This window comes from Lachnoclostridium phocaeense (assembly GCF_959599685.1).
Lineage (GTDB): Bacteria > Bacillota > Clostridia > Lachnospirales > Lachnospiraceae > Claveliimonas > Claveliimonas monacensis.
In genome coordinates, this window is sequence record NZ_CAUGIN010000013.1 from 57,773 (window position 1) to 77,410 (window position 19,638).

Consider the following 19,638-nt stretch of genomic DNA (forward strand, 5'->3'; position numbering starts at 1 on the left):
ATTTTAGATTTTGATGTAAAATCTAAAATAAGAGGTGAAATCTAAAATGACAATAGAAGAATTTGAAATAATTTTAAATCGTATACAACAACAAAAGACAGAAACACAGACATTGGAAGTAAAGTCGGCAGCGGACGGCTGTCCGAAGAAATTATTTGATACGCTTTCCAGTTTTTCAAATCAGGACGATGGCGGAGTGATTGTATTTGGAGTAGATGAAAACCAGAATTTCCGGGAAGTGGGAGTTTATGATCCTCAGGATCTGCAAAAGCAGGTGAATAACCAATGTCTGCAAATGGAGCCAGTGGTGCGGCCACTTTTTACAGTGACGGAAAAAGATGGGAAGAGCTTTGTGGCGGCAGAGATTCCAGCTGTGGACCTTACAGAGAGACCCTGCTATTACAAGGGGGTCGGGCGGATCAAGGGCTCCTACATCCGGTCAGGAGACAGCGATGAGCATATGACAGAATATGAGATATACAGTTATGAGGCATTTCGGAAAAAGTATCAGGATGATATTCGTGTCGTGGAGAGAGCTACAATGCAGACTGTTGATGAGAAAAAGCTGTATGATTATATAGGAAAGCTCAAAGAGGGAAAACCAAACCTTGCCAGTCTGTCCGATGAGACTGTGAGCGAATTGATGAGCGTGACAAGGAATGGCAGTCTGACTCTGAGTACAGTTATGCTGTTCAGTCCCTATCCGCAGGCCTTTTTTCCCGGGTTTGGTATTATAGCCTCTGTAGTTCCCGGGACAGAGATGGGAGATACCGGAGAGCAGGGGGAGAGATTTACAGACAATCAGAGAATCGAAGGGAATATCCCCCAGATGCTGGAGGAAGCATTGCAGTTCGTGAGACGGAATATGCATCACAGAACAATTATAGACCCCTACACAGGAAAGCGGGCGGATCGGACAGATTATCCATTGACTGCTGTCAGGGAAGCTGTGTTAAATGCGTTGGTGCATCGGGATTACAGTATGCATACGGAGGCCATGCCGATACAACTTTTGCTTTTTGAAGACCGGATGGAGATTAGAAATCCTGGTGGGATCTACGGCAGGATCCAGGTGGATCAGCTCGGGAAAGTGCAGCCGGACACAAGAAACCCAGTTTTGGCTATGGCGCTTGAAGTGTTGGATATTACGGAGAATCGGTACTCTGGCATTCCCACAATCCGCAGGGAAATGGAGCACTGTGGATTACCACAACCGGAATTTACAGATGCGAGAGGCAGCTTTGCAGTCTGCTTTCGGAAGAGGGATGAAAATGATGGGAAGCGGGATAACAGAAGGAAGAGCGATGAAGAAGATCTTCAGAGCAGCCTTCTCCTTTACTGCCGCACGCCCCGCACGAAAAAAGAAATCGGTGCCTTCCTGGGACTGAGTTCAACTACCTATGCGATTCAGAGGTATGTTATGCCTCTTGTAGAGCAGGGGAAGATCAAGATGAGTATGCCGGATAAGCCGAAAAGTCCCAAACAGTTGTTTTATACAGAAATATAAAATTCTTTGTCCCCTTTTGCCCTTCTGGTGCGAATAAACACTATAGAAGGACAGAAGGGGACAAACTGTATGAAGACAGAAGAAGAGAAAAAGCACATAGAAAAAAAGATATTTGACACAGCCAGGCAGAGCCTTCAGACGTCCGGGGCGGACCGGCTCCTCTGAGAAAGGATGCTGGGGAGAGAGCCCCGGACTGGGACGGAGAGTCTCAAGATCCGCTACTGGCGCACCGGCCGTTACACGCCGGTGAACCGGGAGCAGTGTCTGCGGCTGGCAGGAGCACTGGAACTGACAGAAGAGGAAAAAAGATTTCTTATCCAGGGGTATTTTGACCGCAGCGAGACAGTCTATGACACGCCGGAAAAATGGAACAGTGCTCCCTGCATATCCGGCCTGAGGAGAGAGGAAAATATTTCCGGCACATTTATTTTACAGATGCTTTCCACTATGTGACCGTGCCGGGGGAGCGCAGCATCAGGACTCTGCGAAAACACATTACAAGTACCCGCTATGACTCGGAGCTGCGCCGGCAGATGCGTCTCCAGGGTGAGATCCCGCGAAGGACCATGCTGCGGCATCTGATCATACTGAACGGGCCGGCAATTTGTCTTGAAAGCGTCAATGAGCAGCTTGATTTACTTGGATATCTTCCACTTGACAGGGAACACACCATGACCGGCGGAGAGCGGCTGGACGCGCTGGTTATCCAGCTCCTTGAGAGCTACAGGGAGATATATGATCCTCTGTGTCCGGGAGATTCTCATGCCTGGCTGCAGAAGATGTGCCGGAGACTTGATGCCTTTTTTGCAGAACAGGGAAAGCCCAGAATGCGGTTTATGCATTTTAAGGCGCTGGAGCTTTAGATAACCAGTAAAAGGGAAAATAAAATCATGTGTAGAGAGCGAAAATGGAGCGGCCACCATGGCCGCTCCATTTTCGGACAAATTTTTGTATGCTTCTTTTCAGACGCGCTCTTACTTCTTCTTTCTTACTGCCATTCCTGCGCAGCCTGCCGCAAGGGAGGCTGAAAGAAGGAGGAGGATCAGCGTCAGATTGTTTGTATCCCCGGTCTTTACAGCTTTTGTCCCAGTGTGATCCTGGGAAGGAGTCCCCTGCGCGCTGCCTGCAGAGAAGCCTTCTTCTGTGGAACTTCCGGAACCGCTTCCAGAACCGCCAGAGCCGCCGGAACCTCCGCCGGGCTGCTCACTGGTCTTTGCCGTATACACTGCGTAAGAAGAAAAGTGGTCTGTGGTGAAGACAGCCATGCCCTCACTGTAGGAGACGGCGCCTTTGTCTTCTGTGGATCCGTCCTCTGCCAGATAGCAGGCCTTGAGCTGTCGGCCTGTCATGTCCGCGGGGAGATCGTAGGGCAGGCGGACGGTGGCAGTTCCGTCAAAGTCGTGGAGCGCCTCGGACTTTTCAATCGTACCATCGGCGCTGTAGGTGACGGCCTGCAGGGTGACATCAAATACCTTTACGTCATCGGACAGGGAGGCTGCTGTCTTCTGCTGGGCCTCTGTCAGGTCTTCTGTGTCCGCCTCGCCGGAGGTGATGAGAACGGTCTCATATCCGGCGGCGATAGCCTGCTCTGAGAGGGAAGCCAGGGCCTCGGAAGAAAATCCGATCTGCATATCATCCTTAAGTGAAAGCTCGTACACAGTCTCCTGGCCGCAGCGTGTGCAGGTGTAGATGATCTTATTTTCCTGGGAGGTGTCTGCTGTCCACTGGTGCCCGGAAGGAATGAGGACAGTGCCGCAGCGTGTACACAGTGTGTCTTTTGAGCAGTCTGTGTTGCCGTCGGAGGTATGGCCAAGGGCGGGCTGTATGTCCCGTGTCTCTGTAGCCATGCACTTGGAACAGGTGTAGAGGGTGTACCCCTCCTCTGTACAGGTTGGTTCCACCACCGTTCCCGCCACCCAGTCGTGGTCGCACTGCAGTCCCTCCACCCAGCTTTTCCAGATGGTGACTGTATCGGCCAGATAGCCTCTCTCCAGCGCAAGGTCCAGACCGTCATCAATGTAGGGCCAGGTGTAATCTACAACAATTGTGGGGCAGTTATAGGGGAAACCTGCCTCATTCGACGGGGCAAAGAGCTTCAGGGTCCCGTCTCCCGTGATGGAGGCGCTGGGACTGAGGGAAGAAATCTCCGAGCGGGGCTGCATGTTCAGCACGCCCTCAGAGCCAAGCTGCACTTCCGCGCGGCCGGCGTCGGCCGTGTCATCCCCTGAGAGCAGCATGAGACTTGTCACTGCCAGCTCCCCGTCGATGCGCAGGATACCCACCGTGTCCGCGCCTGAGTGGGAGGGGGATACATATATCTGGCTGCAGGTCAGTTTGCTGCCAGCGGGGACGGTGAGGGCGCCGCTGCTCACCCGTACATTGGAGAGGATGGTTACATCCCCTGAGATGACCGCGTCGGCCTGGGTGCCGCTGTATCTGCCGTTGACAGTGATGGAGGTGGACTGGGGCAGCGTGACGCCCTCGCCGCACAGCGTTCCCCCAAGCTGGATGCCGCCGCTTCCATTCACAATGGCGCCGGAGGCAAGGGTCAGGGTTTTGCCGGATTCCACATAGGTGGAGCCGTAGGTATCGATGGTCAGCGTTCCGCCGCTCTCGACTGTCATATTGGAAAAGTTGCTGCCGTTGTTCTGGGCGACAAACTGACCGCCATCCTTTACGGTCACATTGCCCCTCACAGAGCCGGTCACGTAGTTGGTCTCAGTGATCTGTTTGACCTCATTTTTCCATACGCCCTCTATGGAAAGATTGCCGTTGACCTGGGCATGGTTCAGAACGGTGACGTTCTCCGGGATCACCCAGGTGCCATTTACATACAGGTTTTTTTCAATGGTGATAGTGACTTCTTCCTCGGGCCAGGTGAATCCCTGAGATGCGGAGATCTCAAAGCCATACCCGAACTGATCCCCCGGATACCGCTCAATGAAATCGCACCACTCTTCATAGCTGTGAGCCATGTAAGCTGCGGCAAACGACGTCACAGGCAGCATGGAGACGACCAGGCAGATGCCCAGGAGCAGTCCTGTTATCCGTTTTCTCATATAGAAAACCCTCCTCACATATTTTTTTGGCTGTCTATCCGTCTTGAAGGGCGGACAGACCTGCTTAAAAAATAGCATGTGAAAGGAGGGCTATCAACATGGTAAATACTAACATTTTCAAAGACATAGTCTTGTTTCCGGTCGGAGAGATCACTCCACCGTCAGAGGGATGGCGGGCTCTACATTCCAGCGGTAGTTGACGCCGTCCCGGCCTGAGTGGAAGGGGTCATCGGAGGTCAGGCAGAAGGAGGATGGGGCGCGGGTGAAGGTGTCCAGGCACACAAGAAGCTCTATGACCTGTGGATCGTCCTCGAGGAATGACTTTCCAATACTGCTGCCTGCGTTGCAGATATGGCTGCTGTCCGGGAGGAAATCTGTCTTCTGGCTGAGAAAGAGATCAAAGATCTCCGGCCCGGAGGTATCTGTCTGAGGCTTCAGGCAGATTTTCCAGGCCCGTTCTCCCGGGCAGTCAGAGGCAGACACATATGTGCCGGGGATCCGCTGGCCCGGTACAAGAGGGATGGGGGTCACGCTGTCCACAGTGATGCTGCCGCTCCCTACAGTCCAGTTTTTGTCCTCCCATGTGCATGTCTCCAGATCAATGGAGATGGAGAAATCTTCCGGAAGGACAGAACTCAGGTACAGATAGGGGATGTGGAGCGTGTAGTTCCCCGGTGGGACAGGGCCGAAATCCCAGTCGTAGTAATCCTTGGTGGTGGCGCCGGGGCTGTACTGCACGCAGGTGCCAGTATAGACAGAACCGTCTTCGCCTGCAAGGGTAATCTCGCCCTCACCTTTTGAACCGTAGGAGCCCCAGATCAGGGAAGAAAGGATGGCCGGCACGCCATCGGCGGAGAAGGGACAAAGTGAGACGACCAGAGAGCCATTTTCCCGACGGGGAACAGCAAGGATGCTGTAGTCATCTCCCAACTCATACAGAAGGTTTCCGGTCTCCTGTATCGGTGCGGGCGTCAGCGTAAAGGGGATACCCAGCTCACAGGGGATCTGCGCCAGTGACTCCTGGGAGAGGGTGGAGGTAAGAGAAAGCTCTACGGAGCTATCCAGCCGGGGGAGGTCTACGCCGGAAAAGACAAGGCAGGTCCACTGATAGTCCGGTCCCGTGTGGCGCGTAGAGGCGCTGACTGTGTCGGCGAGGAGCAGGTCCTCCTGGTAGATACTGCAAAAGTCCGGCAGCAGCGCCAGGTAGCTGAGATTCGGGAAATACCGGGACGCCAGCTCGGAGAAGGAGCCTTCCCTTGCCTGTATGAGGAAGGAGACTTTGAGATTTCCCTCTGCATAGACAGCGTCCTCCAGAATGCCGGTGACGTACTCTGTCTCGAAATGCACTTCCTCTGCAAGAGAGTAGGCAGTCGTGTCCGGAGACAGGACAGGGCCGTAGCCGTCTACCCAGGAGTGAGGAATGTCCCAGCTGTCCTCTTCCGAGCGGGAGAAGGAGTCCCCCGGGACTGCGGAGCCGGTCTCCTCCCGGGAAACCGCCTCAGGTGTCCCGCTGTCCGGTTGGGAGAGGGGACGGTCGGAGGAGAGGAACAGAGGTCTGGGCTTATCCTTACCATTTTTGTCGTCCTCTTCCGGCGGCTCGCCCTCTCCAACAAGGATCTCCCAGAGAGATGGAATGATATTGTAGTGGCGCAGCACACAGTAGGTGCAGGCGGACAGGAGTAGCAGCGCCAGGAGGATGAGAGAGAGGAGCATGGAACGGCGCAGCTTTTTCAGACTGCGGTGGTGGCGCTTTTTTACGGTCTCGTAGGGAAGTCCTAAGGAGGCGGCGATCTCTTTTGTGGTCATGCCGCCGTAGTATTTCATGCGGATGAGAGCTGCCTCCTCCGGCTGCAGCATCTCCATGGCTTTCTCCACATCTGCGCGGAGCTCTGACAGGGAGATCAGCCTGTCCTCCGGGCAGGAAAGGCCCTGCCCGCCAGCCGTTTCTCCTGCGGAAGTCCCGGCCCCGGAACATGTGACTGCTCTGGATAAGGCGGTGTGCTGACCCTGTTCCTTTCGATAGCGGGAGATGGCCAGATTCCTTGTGATGGAGGCCAGATAAAGAGTCAGGGAAGCCCTGTCTGGATCATATTTCTCCCGCTGGAAATAAAAGCGTGCAAAGGTTTCGTTGACACATTCTTTTATATCCTCGGGATTGTGCAGATGGCTGGCCGCAATATGCCAGATGAGTCCTGTGTATTGCTCCATCAGGAGAGCCAGTCCCTGCTGGGGACTCTTGGCGAGCTTTGCCAGTATCTGCTGGTCGTTCAAGGTGTGCGTGTGCATGGAAATGTATTCCCCCTCTTTTTTGCCTGTGCGGATGCCGTGGCAGTCATAATAAAAAATCATATCACAGGAGTGACAGGGACATCAACAAGGTGAAACTTAACCGAAATGGGAGCTTGCTTTTATATCAGCGCTCCCTAGCGTTCCAGCTCGGCCCGGATCGCAGCTGTGTCATAATCGCCCCGGCCTGTGCTGAGCGCAGCGGCCACGCCGGCAGCCTGTCCGGTGGCAAATCCTGTGGCCATGACCCGGATGGAGGAAGCCGCGATCAGGTCAGCGGAGATGATCCTGCCGCCGCACCACAGGTTTTTCATGCCTTTTGGCCGCAGACAGGGGAGAGGGATGTCAAAATATTTGGCGCCCCGCTCCTCCCCGAAGACCACGTCCTCGCTGCCCAGATGAAGCTCCGCGCCCCAGCCGCCTCTGGCGATCCCGGTGTCCGGATATTTGCGTGAAGTCTTTACATCCTCGCGGCAGAGCTGATACTCCCCTGCAATGCGGCGGCTCTCCCGGTAACCCATGCGGGGCCCGGAGTAGATGAGGTAAGCATTTTCAAACCCGGGGAGATATCTGCGGAAGGCTTCCGCGTAGAGGTGTACCTGTCTGCGGCCCTCCATCTCGTATTTTGTCTGTGTCGCGGCATCCAGTCCCGGGATCTGCATGCTGATGATATTTACCGTGTAGTCATCTGTATCCTGGGCCCGGCATACTGTGCCGTAGGATGCGGAAAAGCCGGTCATTCCGTCGGCTATGGCCTGTTCTACAGCCGCCTTGATCCTGGCTGGAGAATAGTCCATCCCGTGCCGGACATTTCCCATGCGGAAGACAAGACAGCCGCTCTGATCGCAGTGAAATTCTACAGGCGCCCCTGCCATGGCGGACAGGTTGGCCTCACCGCTGGCATCTACATAGACTTCAGCCTCCACGGTAAAAAGGCCGGCATCGTCTGCGCAGGTGAGACGGCGGATACGTCCGCCCTCTGTGTCCGCCTGGACCACCTGGCAGCAGAGCAGATAATCCACACCGGACTCCTCCACCAGCTCATCAAGCGCCAGCTTTGTATATTCCGGATCCTGCGGCACGTAGAGATTTCCTGTGGGAGAGTAGGTGAAGCCGTCGAAGCGTCCCATGGAGTGCAGCTTGACAAGACCGGAGAGGCGGCAGGTACACTGAAGCTGGCAGACGGCACCGTATTTGAACCGGACCGCACAGAATATGTGTGGGTGTTTATCCCGGAAGATACAGAGCATTACAATGAAGTGTCCGGTACTATTGACCTGGCGATCCAGGCAAATCCGCCGGCAGCTATGAAGATTACAGGTACGCCGGACAGATCCGGGTACAGCTACGGTGCTCCGTTTGATCCGACTGGCCTGACGGTTGAGATCACTTATAAAAACGGACTTGTGAGAACGATCCCGGCCTCCGCTCTGGGTATCGTGTATGAACAAGGTTCCTTCCTGACGGTGGGAGATGAGTCCGTTACCGTTACCTACGCACACGACGGGGCAGAGGTGTCTGCAGTGATCACAGGACTGACCGTGACAGCGAAGAAAGTGGCAGACCCGACAGTGGAACTTGAAAAAGACACGTACATATACGACGGGACGGCAAAGAAGCCGGGCGTCACCGTAAAAGATGGCAGCACAGTCATTCCGGCTGATGAGTATACGGTCACCTACACAGACAATGTGAGTGTGGGAACTGCTTCTGTGACCATTACAGACAATGAAGGCGGAAATTATGAGATCGCAGAGAAGACAGTGACATTCCGGATCGTTGCGAAAGAGCAGTCTGGCGGTCAGAACGGCAGCCAGACAAGAACTGGCGGTGACAAAGCAGTTAAGACCGGCGACAGCACAGGGATCATGCTCTGGCTGATGCTCGCAGCCGTGTCCGGTTTCTCGGTAGCTGGCGCTTATGAGTGAAGAAAGCGCAGGAGAGTGTAGCGGCTCGCGGTAGAAAGAGAGTACAAGAACTTTAACAAGAATTATTGATATAAGAATATCTGGTGATATGCAAGAAAGAGACGACCTGAAGAGGACGTCTCTTTCCTTTTGCTCTTATCATTACAAATCTTCCTTCAAAATAGCCTGTACAGGTTTTTTTGTGCGGGGAAGCCAGAACTGTACAAGAGGGCCTGTCAGAAAGACCGCGGTCAGCGTGCCGGCGCCCACTGTGCCGCCCAGGAGAAAGCCGAGCACGACAAAGAAGAGGTCGCAGCCCACCCGCACCCATCGGAACTGCACAGACTTGATCTTGTCAGACAGGATCACAGCCACCAGGTCATTGGGGCCGGTGCCCGCATTACTGTTGATGACAATGGACATGCCGGCGGATAAAATAACGCAGCCAAGGAGCATGCTCACGATGCGAAGGGCCATGCCGGCCTGTGGGTTGATCCATCCGCCCAGAAGCCAGGTGAAAAGATCGATGATGGGGCCGCCGCAGAAAGCGCAGACAACGGTTCCGGGCTTCACATATCCTTTTGTTCCAAGAAGCATGAGGATCATAAGGATACAAAGAACGATAACATGTACTGTTCCGACAGTAAGACCGGACAGGCGGGACAGCCCCTGTATGAAGACAGTGAACGTATCCGTCCCCAGTTCTGAAAGGAGGAAGAGCGTCACTCCCAGGTGGGCGGTGATGAGTCCTGCCAGCAGGATGGCCAGAGCCTTTGCCCAGCCGGACGCGCTCCTTCCTGAAGTGTCAGATGCAAATGTTTGCTTTTTGGTTTCCATAATAGACAGATCTCCTGGAAAAATTTCATTTCTATATATAATAAGGCATATGCAGGGGATTGGCAATGGTATCTGGCTTCGTTTCGAAAAGTTCCGCAGGCAACGAAAACCCGCTAACCACAAGGGCTAACGGGCTCCGTCGTTGTTATAGTTATCTAAAGGAATGAGAGTAAAGTGTGATGCCATTCTGCCAGGCATCTGTACTTAATGAGGGGGGAAGATAGTTGATGTGTTCTTCAACTATCTGAGATTTATTATAGAAGGAAAATATGTCCAAAGTATGGAGGAAAACTTAAAGAACACGAAAAATTCTTAAAGTGAGATTAAGAAAATCTAAAAAACCTTTTCGGGGCAGCAGGGCAATGATCTTTTTGAGGGGATGACAGCAAAAGACCCGCCAGCCTTTCCGGCCGCGGGTCCATCTGTTTTATAGTTATTAAAAGGAATGAGAGTAAAGTGTGGTGCAACGAAGGGGAGGACCCTTCGTTGCGTCTACTTTATGAGGGGGGAGATAGTTGATGTGTTCTTCAACTATCTGACATTTATTATAGAGAGAAAATGTGTCCAAAATGTGTTTATTAAATGAAGAAAGAAGAAAAAATATTAAAAACCTCTTAACTGGAACGGGAAAATAAAGATCAGGAAAGATTTTTCTTGACTGTATGACCGCTGCACACTTTATGCTAAGATGGAAAGCAAGAGGAGGTGGGAGCGTGAATACCCAGCAGGTAGAACAGATGACAGGGATATCACGGCAGAACATCCGCTACTATGAAAAAGAGGGGCTCCTGTCCCCGAAGAGGGATGAGGGGAACGGCTACAGGATCTACTCCCGGGAGGATGTGGAGATCCTGAAGCGTGTCAAGATGCTGCGCATGCTGGGCATGCAGCTGGATGTGATCCGGAGTGTCCTGCACGGCGAGGAGAGTCTTGAGGAGGCAGTGGTCAGGCAGAGAGAGAGGCTGTTAGAACATCAAAAGCAGCTGAAAGCGGCGGCGGACATGTGTGAGAAGATCAGGCGGATGGGAGAGAAGGACCTTGATGTGGATGCCTGCCTGGAGCAGATGGAGGCCATGGAGCGCCAGGGAGGCATGTTTGCCAGGTTCCGGGATGACTATAAGAAGGCGGCTGAGTGGGAAGACAAGAAAGAATTTAGTTTCTATGTTGACGCAAATATAAAGACAAAGGAAGAAATCCTGCGCAGTGTCTGGGAGTATGGACAGACTCATGGCATGGAGCTGCAGAAGGTGCACGGCAGGGAGGAGGCCCTTTTCCTGGCAGACGGGCAGATGTATCGGGCCGCCTGCCTGCGGCTGCGGCCCCGTGAGAGGGGGAAGGAGGAAGAAACAAAGCGGCGGGCTTTGATCGTGTGCCGCAGATGCACTCGGGAAAAGCGCACCGGCCGCATGCGGTTCCTCCAGGCAGTGCATATTGTCCTGCGCAATATCAGGAGGCAGAAGAAAAGGAGCGCCCTGCAGGTGCTGGTGTGCATGGCGGCTGTATGTTTCGGCATGCTCTACCAGGACAACATCGACGGCAGCAGGCAGCAGCTTGCAGAGCTGGATGAGATTTACACAGTGAGCGGCGAAGTGTGGAACTACAATGGATCCATGAACTCCGGACTCCGGATCGCGGGGAAGTATGCGGATGCCCTGCGGGAGAGCCCCTATCTGGGAGAGATGGAGGAGAAAGTGGATCTGAACGCAGTGCTATTGGGGGAGCAGGAGGAAGTTCCGGCGCAGGCGGCGGGCATCAACTGCCTGGCCGCGGGGGAGCTGGAGCCGGGAGATGTGACCTGGGAGGATGAGGGGGAGAGTCTGGATGGTACCTGGTGCGTTATGGACAAGACTTTTATGGAAAAGCGGGGGCTGGACCTGGGGGATCAGGTGACGGCAGAGATTTCCGGCTACCAGGAAGATGAGATGGCGGTGGTGCTGCTCACGGTACCCCTCTGCACTGTTAAGCTCGAGATCGCCGGGTACGCCGACCTGGCTGCGGAGGATGTGCTGTGTCCGCTCAGTGAAGCCAGACAGTGGTTTGATGATGGGGGCGTGGAATACATGCCATCCAGGATGCGCTTTGAGATAAAAGATGCAGGGAAACTCAACGCTTTCAAAAAGGAGATGGATGAGGCCGGGTTCATGGAGGTCACGGCGGGTTTTGGCGCCACGGGCATATATAAGGGCAATGCCCTTGTGGTGGACGACAGGGCCTATGTGGAGGCGGCCAGGAGTATTGAGAAAAATATACAATTTCTGATGGCCTTCTACCCGCTGGTACTGGCGCTTATGATGGTGACAGGCTACATTGTCTCCTGTCTGGTGATGCAGGACCGGCGGATGGAGCTGGCTGTCATGCGGGCTCTGGGAACCGGCAGGAGGAGGGTGTTCTTCCAGATATTTTCGGAGCATGTGCTGATGGCGGCTGCCGGGTGTGCCTGCGGCGCCCTGGTCTGCCTGGCCGCGGGAACGGGAAGCCCGGGTGCTTTTTTCCGGGTGGCAGGTGCGTTTCTTTTGTGCTACAGTGCGGGGGCCTGTGTCAGCCTTGCTGTGGCAGGGCGGTTCAGTGTGATCGCCGCACTTATGGGAAAGGAGTAGAGAGATGGAGAGGATCAAAGTGGAGGATGTAAGCTACTCTTACATCAGCAAATATCAGAAGATAGACGCGCTGCGACAGGTGTCCTGCTCTTTTGAGGAGGGGAAGCTGTGTGCGGTGATCGGGGAGTCGGGAAGCGGCAAGAGCACGCTCTTGTCTTTGCTGGCAGGCCTGGACCTCCCGTCCGAGGGGACGATCTACATAGATGGGGAGGACCTGGCGTCCATGGACCGGGACGCCTACCGTCGGGACAAGGCATCTGTTGTCTACCAGTCCTTCCATCTCTTTCCCCTCCTGACAGCCCTGGAGAATGTGATGTATCCCCTGGAGCTCAAAGGCGTCCCGGGCAGGGAGGCGAGGAGGCGGGCCATGGACTGCATCGCCCAGGCTGGGCTCCCGGAGAAGATCCTGCGCCAGTACCCGAAGATGATGAGCGGCGGCGAGCAGCAGAGGGTGGCCATCGCCCGGGCCCTGGCGGCGGAGGGGGACATCCTCCTGGCGGATGAGCCCACGGGCAATCTGGACACGGAGAATGAGGAGATCATAGCAGGACTCCTTTTGGAGTGTGCCCACGAGAAGGGCTACACAGTGGTGCTGGTGACCCACAGCCTGGAGCTGGCCCGGAAAGCGGATGTGATCTACAGGATGAAGGATGGAAGGATGATGAGATATGATCGTTAGGAACAGTCTGCGACAGATGCGCAGGACCCCTTTGCGGACGGCGGTCTTCTTTTTCCTCATTCTGGCAGCCACGGCTATGCTGGCAGTGGGGATCAATCTGTGGAACATCAACCGGGAGAGCATCCGGGAGCTGGAGCAGGGGTTCACAACAATCGGCACTGTGGAGCAGCGCAGGGAGACATCCAGCTACGAGGCGGTCTGGGATGCTCAGGAGAAAGATTACACTTACAGGGCGCAGCAGGATTACGGGAGATGGGTAAGCACAGAAGAACTGGACTTTGAGGGGGCGGACTACATCATAAAGCCGGAAAGGAGAGTGTTCTTTGGCGCCTATATGGAGGACAGCGTCCTCTACAATGTGCAGCCGGACTATGATACAGACTATTACCTGGAGTCCACCAACCAGCAGATCACGGTGGAGGCAGTGCCCTATGAGACAGGAGTGGCAGCGCCCATCAAGGTGAAGGTGGCAAGGCTTTTGGAGGGAAATGAGAATCTGTTCCTGGGAGACCTGTGGGTGTGCGACCACTACAACCCGGATCCTCCCGTGCTGGAGGCGGGCAAACGGTACATCATGTGCATATACAGCAGCCCGGACCGCCACGGGACAGACAACGACGCGGACTTGGCAGGGGAGTATCAGATCTCCCACATCACCTGCGACCAGTACACGCCGGAGGGGGAGAAGGTGGAGGGCAGCTTTGAGGAGCTGTCTGTGGACGAGGTGACGGAGGGGTTCTACGAGACAGAGCGGGGACAGCAGTGGCTGGACATTCTGGATGAGAACTACATAGCTGTCAACACGATCCCTGTTCAGCCGGTCAGCAGCCTGGATCTTCTGTTGGGATTTTACACGGACAATGCCTCTGTGCAAAAAGGAAGGGAGATCACAGAGGAGGAATTTGCATCGGGGGAGGATGTGTGCCTGGTGTCAGATCTGTTTGCCAGGATGAACGGCCTGGAGGTGGGAGATGAGATACGGCTGCCTCTCATTTACGTAGCCTACACCTCACCGGCCCAGAGCTACCTGCCCTCCGGGGGTGGGGGTGCGCCGCCGGGCAGACTTATAAATGCCCAGGGGAAGCTCTATGATGCGTTTGACGAGGACACTTACAAGATCGTGGGGATCTACACCCAGAAGATACGCCAGGACGGGGCCAGGGACGCTCTGGGGTTCAATGAGGTGATCGTGCCGGAGCGCTCTGTGGAGGGGGATTGGTCCGACCACATCGTGAGCGCGGCCCCTATGAGCGCCAGCAATACGACCTTCCAGATTCCCAATGGCAGCATTCGCTCCTACATGGAGAAATTCCGGACCCTGGGGCTGGATCAGCTTGAAATCCGCTTCTACGACGACGGGTACACAGACCTGGAGGAGGGGATTGAGAACCGGCGGATCACGTCGGGTGTCCTGCTTGCAGGGGGGAGTCTTATGACGGTCCTGGTGCTGGCCCTCTTTGGCCACCTCTATATCTCCCGGCAGGAGAGGCGCACGGCGATCGAGAGGAGCCTTGGCCTTACAAAGAAGGGCTGCGCCGTCTCGCTTTTGTCAGGAATGCTGCTCCTTACTGCCGCAGGCGTGCTGGCAGGCGGCTGCGCGGGAGCCCTTCTTACGGAGGCGGCCGCTGGACAGACAGAGGCGGGCAGCTTCCATGATATCATGTTCAGCAGCGGCGCCCTGGAGACAGAGGAGGAGGCAGGTGCCGAGGCTCAGGAGATGACGAAGAAGAGCCAGCCTGCTGCGGGAGGCGCGGCGGCTGCGGCAACTGTCTTTGTGCTGGCGTCGGCGATCACCGGTGGTTTCATGCGGCGGAATTTAAAGAGGGAGCCTCTGGCGCTGCTGGAAAACTATGACGAGTAGGAGCCCTGGAGGCAGAGGGCAGATAAGATACAGAACAAAAGGAGACAGGCTGTGCCGGCTTTTGGGAGCTGGCACAGCCTGTCTGTCAAAGAAGAGAAAACTGCAAGGGGAAGGACCGGGTTTGTAAAAAACGGGGAAATACCACCGCGATTTACGGGGGAAGATGGAGGTATTGTATATTTTAAAAAACTGCGGCGGAGAAAAAATCTGTCGAAATGACGAAAATGAAAATCTAAAAAAGTGATAAATTGGTAAAAAATAATCTTGAAAAAACCGCAGCCGGGGATGGAACGGATTCCCTTGCAAAAAACACATAATTTTGCGGAGGAGAAGAAAGAAAAAAGCAGAAAAAATCCATAAAAAACAGGCGAAGCTCCGGCGCGTGAGCCGGGCGCAAAATTTATTGACAAATGTATTTGTTAGCAGTAATATTCACAGGAAAAAATAAGAGAAGGAAGGGGATAGTACGGGAGAATTAACAGAAAAACTGATGGAAGAGCTGAACTGTACGCCGGTTTTCGAGATTCCCGTTTTCGGCGGTATTGCCGTGAATGAATCCATTGTCGTCACGTGGATCATCATGGCGGTCCTGACGGTACTGTCTGTCGTCCTGGTCAGAAACTTAAAAGTAGAAAATCCCGGGAAAGTCCAGCTAGCGCTGGAGTCAGCGATCGGATGGGCGCAGGATTTCTTTGAAGGCATCATTGGAAAAGAAAACAGGCGCTATGTCCCTTATCTGATCACCGTGGCCCTCTATCTGGCAGTTTCAAACCTGATCGGGCTGGCAGGCTTTAAACCACCGACAAAGGATTTAAATGTGACGGCGGCGCTGGCCATTATGAGTATGCTTCTGATCGAGTATTCAGGCATACACAGGAATGGTCTGAAGCACTGGGCAGGGCACTTCGCCAAACCGGTTCCTTTTGTGGCGCCGATCATGGTGATGGAGATTTTTATCCGGCCTCTGTCGCTGTGCATGCGTCTCTTCGGCAATATGCTGGGGGGATTTGTGGTAATGGAACTGGTCAAAGCAGTGGTTCCGTTATTAGTACCTATTCCGTTGAGTTTCTATTTTGATATATTCGACGGACTTTTACAGGCGTATGTCTTTGTATTTCTGACTGCGCTTTTCATGAATGAAGAAATGGAATAATCAAGAAAAGAGTAAAGAAAAGGAGATTGAAAATTATGTCAGGAACAATTATTGCAATCGGAGCAGCTATTGCTGTATTTACAGGTATTGGAGCAGGTGTTGGTATCGGTATTGCAACAGGAAAGGCAGCAGAGGCTATCGCAAGACAGCCTGAGGCAGAGAGCAAGATCAGCAAGACCCTGATCCTCGGATGTGCGCTTGCAGAGGCAACCGCTATTTACGGCTTTATTATCGGTCTTCTTATTATCTTCTTCCTGCAGTAGGAAATGTATGCAGATAAGCAAAGCTGATTACAGGAAAGGCAGGTACTAGGAAGTGCTGAGTTTAGACTTTAATTTTGTCCTGGAAATGATCAACCTGGTCATTCTTTATCTGCTGCTGCGCAAATTTCTCATCGGACCGGTCATGAATATTATGGAAAAGCGCAGGGCCATGATCGCTGACGGTATCCAGAATGCCAACGACCAGCAGGCCAAGGCAATGGAGCTTAAAAGTCAGTATGAGGATGCCTTAAGCGGAGCAAAGGATGAATCCCGGCGCATGATCGAGCAGGCCAGGGCAGATGCGAAGAAGGAGTACGACCGTATTCTTAAGGACGCGGATGCCGAGGCGGGAAAGATCATGCAGACAGCCAGAGAAACCATTGACCTGGAAAGAGAACAGACACTCCGACAGATGAAGACAGAGGTCGCAGGGCTTGCCGTGGATGCTGCCAGAAAGATCGTGATGGACAGCTGCGGCGAGAAGGACAGCCAGGCAGTTTACGACCAATTTCTAAGAGAAGCAGGTGATTCCCATGAAGACAGCAAAGGCAAATAGCGGCGCGTACTGTTCTATGGCAGCCATCCGCTACGCAAAGGTGCTGTATGACATGGGGCTGCCGGAGGAAGTGATTGGGGAAGCGGAGGAAATCTTTGCAGACTCTTCTGAGCTTATTTCCGTTCTGGAGAGTCCCATCGTGACAAAAGAGGAAAAACATAAGGTGATCGACCGGATCTTTGACAAGAAGATCAGCACCTTTCTAAAAGTGGCAACAGACTACGGAAAGGCTGGCATCATGCAGGAGATCTTCCGTGCATACCGCCAGTATAAAAACGAGATGGCCGGCATTGTGACCGCCCACCTGGCTTATGTGGTTCCTCCGACAGAAGAACAGAAAAAAGGTATGGAACAGTTTGTGTGCAGGGAATTTCATGCAAAGGGCGTGAGCTGGGAGATGGAAGAGCGCCCGTCGCTGATCGGCGGATTTCTTCTCCATGTGAATGGCCGGGAGTATGATTACAGCATGCAGGGACGGCTGAAACGATTAGAACAAAAATTGACCTGGAGGTGAAAAACTTGAGTTCGATCAACTCAGATGAGATTATCTCTATTATTAAGGAAGAGATAGAAAATTATGATGTGATCAGCAGAGACCAGGAAGTAGGATATGTTGTCTCTGTTGGAGACGGAATTGCCTCCGTATACGGAATAGATCACGCCATGTACGGCGAGATCGTCACCCTGGAGACAGGGCTGAAAGGTATGGTGCAGGATATCAAGACAAATGAAGTCAGCTGTATCCTGTTCGGAGACGACTCCGATATAAAAGAGGGGACAAAGGTGGCCCGCACAGGAAGAAAAGCCGGTATTCCCGTGGGAGAAGGCTATATTGGAAGGGTTGTGGATGCCCTGGGTTCCCCCATTGACGGAAAAGGCGAGATCGAGGCGGAGGGATACCGCCCGGTGGAAGAGGAGGCGCCCGGAATTGTGGAGAGAAAGTCTGTCAGCGTACCGCTGGAAACCGGGATCCTCTCCATTGACTCCATGTTCCCCATCGGCCGGGGACAGCGCGAGCTGATCATCGGCGACAGGCAGACAGGAAAGACTTCCATTGCCACAGACACCATCATCAACCAGAAAGGAAAAGATGTGATCTGCATTTACGTGGCCATCGGACAGAAAGCGTCCACAGTGGCTCAGCTTGTTAATTCTCTGCGCTCCCACGGTGCCATGGATTATACGACTATCTTCTGTTCCACGGCCAGCGAGTGCGCGCCTCTGCAGTATATCGTGCCTTATGCGGCAACTGCGCTGGCAGAGTACTTTATGTATCAGGGGAAAGATGTGCTGATCGTGTACGACGATCTGTCCAAGCATGCGGTGGCCTACCGGGCGATTTCCCTTCTGCTTGGACGCTCACCGGGACGAGAGGCTTACCCCGGAGATGTATTCTATCTCCACTCAAGACTGCTGGAGAGAAGCAGCCGTTTAAGTGACGAGGCAGGAGGCGGCTCCATCACTGCTCTGCCTATCATTGAGACCCAGGCGGGGGATGTTTCTGCCTACATTCCGACAAATGTGATCTCTATCACAGACGGGCAGATCTTCCTGGAAAGCGACCTTTTCAACGCTGGAATGCGCCCGGCTGTCAATGTGGGACTTTCTGTGTCCCGTGTGGGCGGCGCTGCTCAGACAAAGGCAATGAAGAAGGCGTCAGGAAGCGTGCGTATTGACCTGGCCCAGGCGAGAGAGCTTGAGTCCTTTACCCAGTTCAGCTCAGATCTGGACGACATTACAAAGACCCAGCTGAAATATGGAAGCTGTCTGACAGAACTTCTGAAGCAGCCGCTGGGAAATCCGCTGAGCCTTCACGAGCAGGTCATCACACTGTGCGTGGCCACGCACAAACTTATGTTAGATGTAGACACGGACAAAGTAAAACAGTTCCAGATAGATATGCTTGCATTTTTTGAGGACAGTCATCCTGAGATCTGCCAGGCCATCGAGGAGAAGAAGGTCCTGGATGACGAGCTGACAGAACAGATCTTAAATGCCGCAAAGGAATTTAAAGAGAAAAGGTAAGCAGGTGTTAATATGGCAAATGCAAGAGAATTGAAAGAAAGGATGGCCAGCATCCAGGAGACAAAGAAGATCACAAACGCCATGTATCTGATCTCCTCCTCCAAGATGAAGCAGGCAAAGAAAAAACTGGCGGACACAGAGCCCTTTTTCTACGCCATGCAGGCGGAGATCACCAGGATCCTGCGCCATGTGCCGGATATGCACAGCCATTTCTTTGACCGCAGGGAACGGATCCCGGCGGAAGACAGGAAGATAGGGTGTATTGTCATCACGGCTGATAAGGGACTTGCGGGTGCATACAACCACAACGTACTGAAGATGGCTGAGGAGCTGATCCGCCAGCCCGGGAAACACAAGATGTTCGTCCTGGGTGAAGTGGGAAGGCACTATTTTTCAAAAAGAGAAGATGAGCTGGACTCTGAGTTTAAGTATACGGTGCAGGATCCCAACCTTTATCGGGCCAGAGTGATCGCTGTAAAGATGGTGGAACTCTTCGAGGCGGGAGAGGTGGATGATGTCTATATCATTTATACCAGGATGATCAATGCCCTCCAGGCTGAAACCCAGAAGATCAAGCTTCTTCCCCTGCAGAGGATCAACTTTACCTCTGACAAGATGGCGGCTATGGCCGGCGTGTACAGAGAGGCAGTTACGCTGTACCCTTCGGCCCATAAAGTTATGGACAGCATTGTCCCCAACTACTTGATCGGTATTATTTACGGCTGTCTTGTGGAGTCTTACTGCAGCGAGCAGAATTCCCGTATGCAGGCTATGCAGAACGCCACAGACAGCGCCACGGATATGCTGAATGAATTAAATATAACCTATAACCGTGTAAGGCAGGCGGACATCACCCAGGAGCTGACTGAGGTGATCGGCGGTGCCAACGCACAGAAAAGGAAGTGAGA

17 protein-coding genes are annotated in these 19,638 nt (G+C 53.6%); 13 read left to right on the plus strand and 4 right to left on the minus strand.

Annotated elements, in window-relative coordinates; genetic code table 11:
- Positions 1-46: 46 nt before the first annotated feature.
- The 3 genes from Q5911_RS07740 (at position 47) to Q5911_RS07750 (ending at position 2,370) form a co-directional block, all read left to right on the plus strand.
- Complete coding sequence (locus Q5911_RS07740; protein ID WP_303182191.1) at positions 47-1,507, plus strand: ATP-binding protein; 1,461 nt, start codon at positions 47-49, stop codon at positions 1,505-1,507.
- A gap of 171 nt (positions 1,508-1,678) precedes the next feature.
- Positions 1,679-1,960, plus strand: a complete 282-nt coding sequence (locus Q5911_RS07745) for a hypothetical protein (RefSeq protein WP_303182193.1) — start codon at positions 1,679-1,681, stop codon at positions 1,958-1,960.
- Positions 1,873-2,370, plus strand: a complete 498-nt coding sequence (locus Q5911_RS07750; RefSeq protein WP_303182195.1) for a hypothetical protein — start codon at positions 1,873-1,875, stop codon at positions 2,368-2,370. Before Q5911_RS07745 ends, Q5911_RS07750 begins: the two co-directional genes overlap by 88 nt.
- A 111-nt stretch (positions 2,371-2,481) precedes the next feature.
- Here Q5911_RS07750 and Q5911_RS07755 read toward each other — a convergent pair whose 3' ends face one another.
- The 3 genes from Q5911_RS07755 to Q5911_RS07765 all read right to left on the minus strand — a co-directional run bounded on the left by Q5911_RS07755 (position 2,482) and on the right by Q5911_RS07765 (position 7,982).
- Positions 2,482-4,566, minus strand: a complete 2,085-nt coding sequence (locus Q5911_RS07755) for a ribonuclease P Rpr2/Rpp21/SNM1 subunit (protein ID WP_303182197.1) — start codon at positions 4,564-4,566, stop codon at positions 2,482-2,484.
- A 150-nt stretch (positions 4,567-4,716) separates the two neighbouring features.
- Positions 4,717-6,915 carry an RNA polymerase sigma factor gene (locus Q5911_RS07760; protein ID WP_303182199.1) on the minus strand — a complete coding sequence of 733 codons (2,199 nt, stop codon included), beginning with the start codon at positions 6,913-6,915 and terminating at the stop codon, positions 4,717-4,719.
- A 74-nt stretch (positions 6,916-6,989) separates the two neighbouring features.
- Positions 6,990-7,982, minus strand: a complete 993-nt coding sequence (locus Q5911_RS07765; protein WP_303182201.1) for an FAD-dependent oxidoreductase — start codon at positions 7,980-7,982, stop codon at positions 6,990-6,992.
- Between the two features lie 3 nt (positions 7,983-7,985).
- Between Q5911_RS07765 and Q5911_RS07770 the strand changes: the two genes are divergently transcribed.
- Positions 7,986-8,780 (plus strand): hypothetical protein, encoded by a 795-nt coding sequence (locus tag Q5911_RS07770; protein ID WP_303182203.1) that lies wholly within the window; start codon positions 7,986-7,988, stop codon positions 8,778-8,780.
- Between the two features lie 141 nt (positions 8,781-8,921).
- Here Q5911_RS07770 and Q5911_RS07775 read toward each other — a convergent pair whose 3' ends face one another.
- Positions 8,922-9,596, minus strand: a complete 675-nt coding sequence (locus tag Q5911_RS07775) for a YczE/YyaS/YitT family protein (protein ID WP_303182207.1) — start codon at positions 9,594-9,596, stop codon at positions 8,922-8,924.
- A gap of 713 nt (positions 9,597-10,309) precedes the next feature.
- On the opposite strand from Q5911_RS07775, the gene Q5911_RS07780 reads away from it, so the two are divergent.
- From Q5911_RS07780 to atpG, 9 genes are all read left to right on the plus strand, one after another.
- Positions 10,310-12,193 carry a MerR family transcriptional regulator gene (locus Q5911_RS07780; protein WP_303182209.1) on the plus strand — a complete coding sequence of 628 codons (1,884 nt, stop codon included), beginning with the start codon at positions 10,310-10,312 and terminating at the stop codon, positions 12,191-12,193.
- Between the two features lie 4 nt (positions 12,194-12,197).
- Positions 12,198-12,872, plus strand: a complete 675-nt coding sequence (locus Q5911_RS07785) for an ABC transporter ATP-binding protein (RefSeq protein ID WP_303182211.1) — start codon at positions 12,198-12,200, stop codon at positions 12,870-12,872.
- Entirely contained in the window at positions 12,862-14,733 is a 1,872-nt protein-coding gene (locus Q5911_RS07790; RefSeq protein ID WP_303182213.1) for a hypothetical protein, read from the plus strand. The genes Q5911_RS07785 and Q5911_RS07790 overlap by 11 nt, the downstream gene beginning before the upstream one ends.
- Before the next feature lie 490 nt (positions 14,734-15,223).
- On the plus strand, positions 15,224-15,886 hold the full coding sequence (locus tag Q5911_RS07795; RefSeq protein ID WP_076779697.1) for a F0F1 ATP synthase subunit A: 663 nt from the start codon (positions 15,224-15,226) through the stop codon (positions 15,884-15,886).
- Between the two features lie 35 nt (positions 15,887-15,921).
- Positions 15,922-16,149 carry an ATP synthase F0 subunit C gene (gene atpE, locus Q5911_RS07800; protein ID WP_281725435.1) on the plus strand — a complete coding sequence of 76 codons (228 nt, stop codon included), beginning with the start codon at positions 15,922-15,924 and terminating at the stop codon, positions 16,147-16,149.
- Positions 16,150-16,201: 52 nt separating this feature from the next.
- Entirely contained in the window at positions 16,202-16,705 is a 504-nt protein-coding gene (gene atpF / locus Q5911_RS07805) for a F0F1 ATP synthase subunit B (RefSeq protein ID WP_076779693.1), read from the plus strand.
- Positions 16,683-17,219 carry an ATP synthase F1 subunit delta gene (atpH, locus tag Q5911_RS07810; protein WP_076779691.1) on the plus strand — a complete coding sequence of 179 codons (537 nt, stop codon included), beginning with the start codon at positions 16,683-16,685 and terminating at the stop codon, positions 17,217-17,219. Before atpF ends, atpH begins: the two co-directional genes overlap by 23 nt.
- A 5-nt stretch (positions 17,220-17,224) precedes the next feature.
- The gene (gene atpA, locus Q5911_RS07815) at positions 17,225-18,730 is read left to right on the plus strand and encodes a F0F1 ATP synthase subunit alpha (RefSeq protein WP_281725437.1); all 1,506 of its coding nucleotides are present in this window, start codon (positions 17,225-17,227) and stop codon (positions 18,728-18,730) included.
- A 12-nt stretch (positions 18,731-18,742) separates the two neighbouring features.
- Positions 18,743-19,636 carry an ATP synthase F1 subunit gamma gene (gene atpG, locus Q5911_RS07820; protein ID WP_303182219.1) on the plus strand — a complete coding sequence of 298 codons (894 nt, stop codon included), beginning with the start codon at positions 18,743-18,745 and terminating at the stop codon, positions 19,634-19,636.
- Positions 19,637-19,638 lie beyond the last annotated feature (2 nt).

Coding starts and splice junctions, on each gene's coding strand:
- Q5911_RS07775 (WP_303182207.1), bottom strand. CDS start 9,596: ATGGAAACCAAAAAGCAAACATTTGCATCTGACACTTCAGGAAGGAGC.
- Q5911_RS07740 (WP_303182191.1), top strand. CDS start 47: ATGACAATAGAAGAATTTGAAATAATTTTAAATCGTATACAACAACAA.
- Q5911_RS07750 (WP_303182195.1), top strand. CDS start 1,873: ATGGAACAGTGCTCCCTGCATATCCGGCCTGAGGAGAGAGGAAAATAT.
- Q5911_RS07745 (WP_303182193.1), top strand. CDS start 1,679: ATGCTGGGGAGAGAGCCCCGGACTGGGACGGAGAGTCTCAAGATCCGC.
- atpE (WP_281725435.1), top strand. CDS start 15,922: ATGTCAGGAACAATTATTGCAATCGGAGCAGCTATTGCTGTATTTACA.
- Q5911_RS07790 (WP_303182213.1), top strand. CDS start 12,862: ATGATCGTTAGGAACAGTCTGCGACAGATGCGCAGGACCCCTTTGCGG.
- Q5911_RS07760 (WP_303182199.1), bottom strand. CDS start 6,915: ATGATTTTTTATTATGACTGCCACGGCATCCGCACAGGCAAAAAAGAG.
- Q5911_RS07785 (WP_303182211.1), top strand. CDS start 12,198: ATGGAGAGGATCAAAGTGGAGGATGTAAGCTACTCTTACATCAGCAAA.
- Q5911_RS07755 (WP_303182197.1), bottom strand. CDS start 4,566: ATGAGAAAACGGATAACAGGACTGCTCCTGGGCATCTGCCTGGTCGTC.
- Q5911_RS07795 (WP_076779697.1), top strand. CDS start 15,224: ATGGAAGAGCTGAACTGTACGCCGGTTTTCGAGATTCCCGTTTTCGGC.
- Q5911_RS07765 (WP_303182201.1), bottom strand. CDS start 7,982: ATGGGACGCTTCGACGGCTTCACCTACTCTCCCACAGGAAATCTCTAC.
- atpG (WP_303182219.1), top strand. CDS start 18,743: ATGGCAAATGCAAGAGAATTGAAAGAAAGGATGGCCAGCATCCAGGAG.
- atpH (WP_076779691.1), top strand. CDS start 16,683: ATGAAGACAGCAAAGGCAAATAGCGGCGCGTACTGTTCTATGGCAGCC.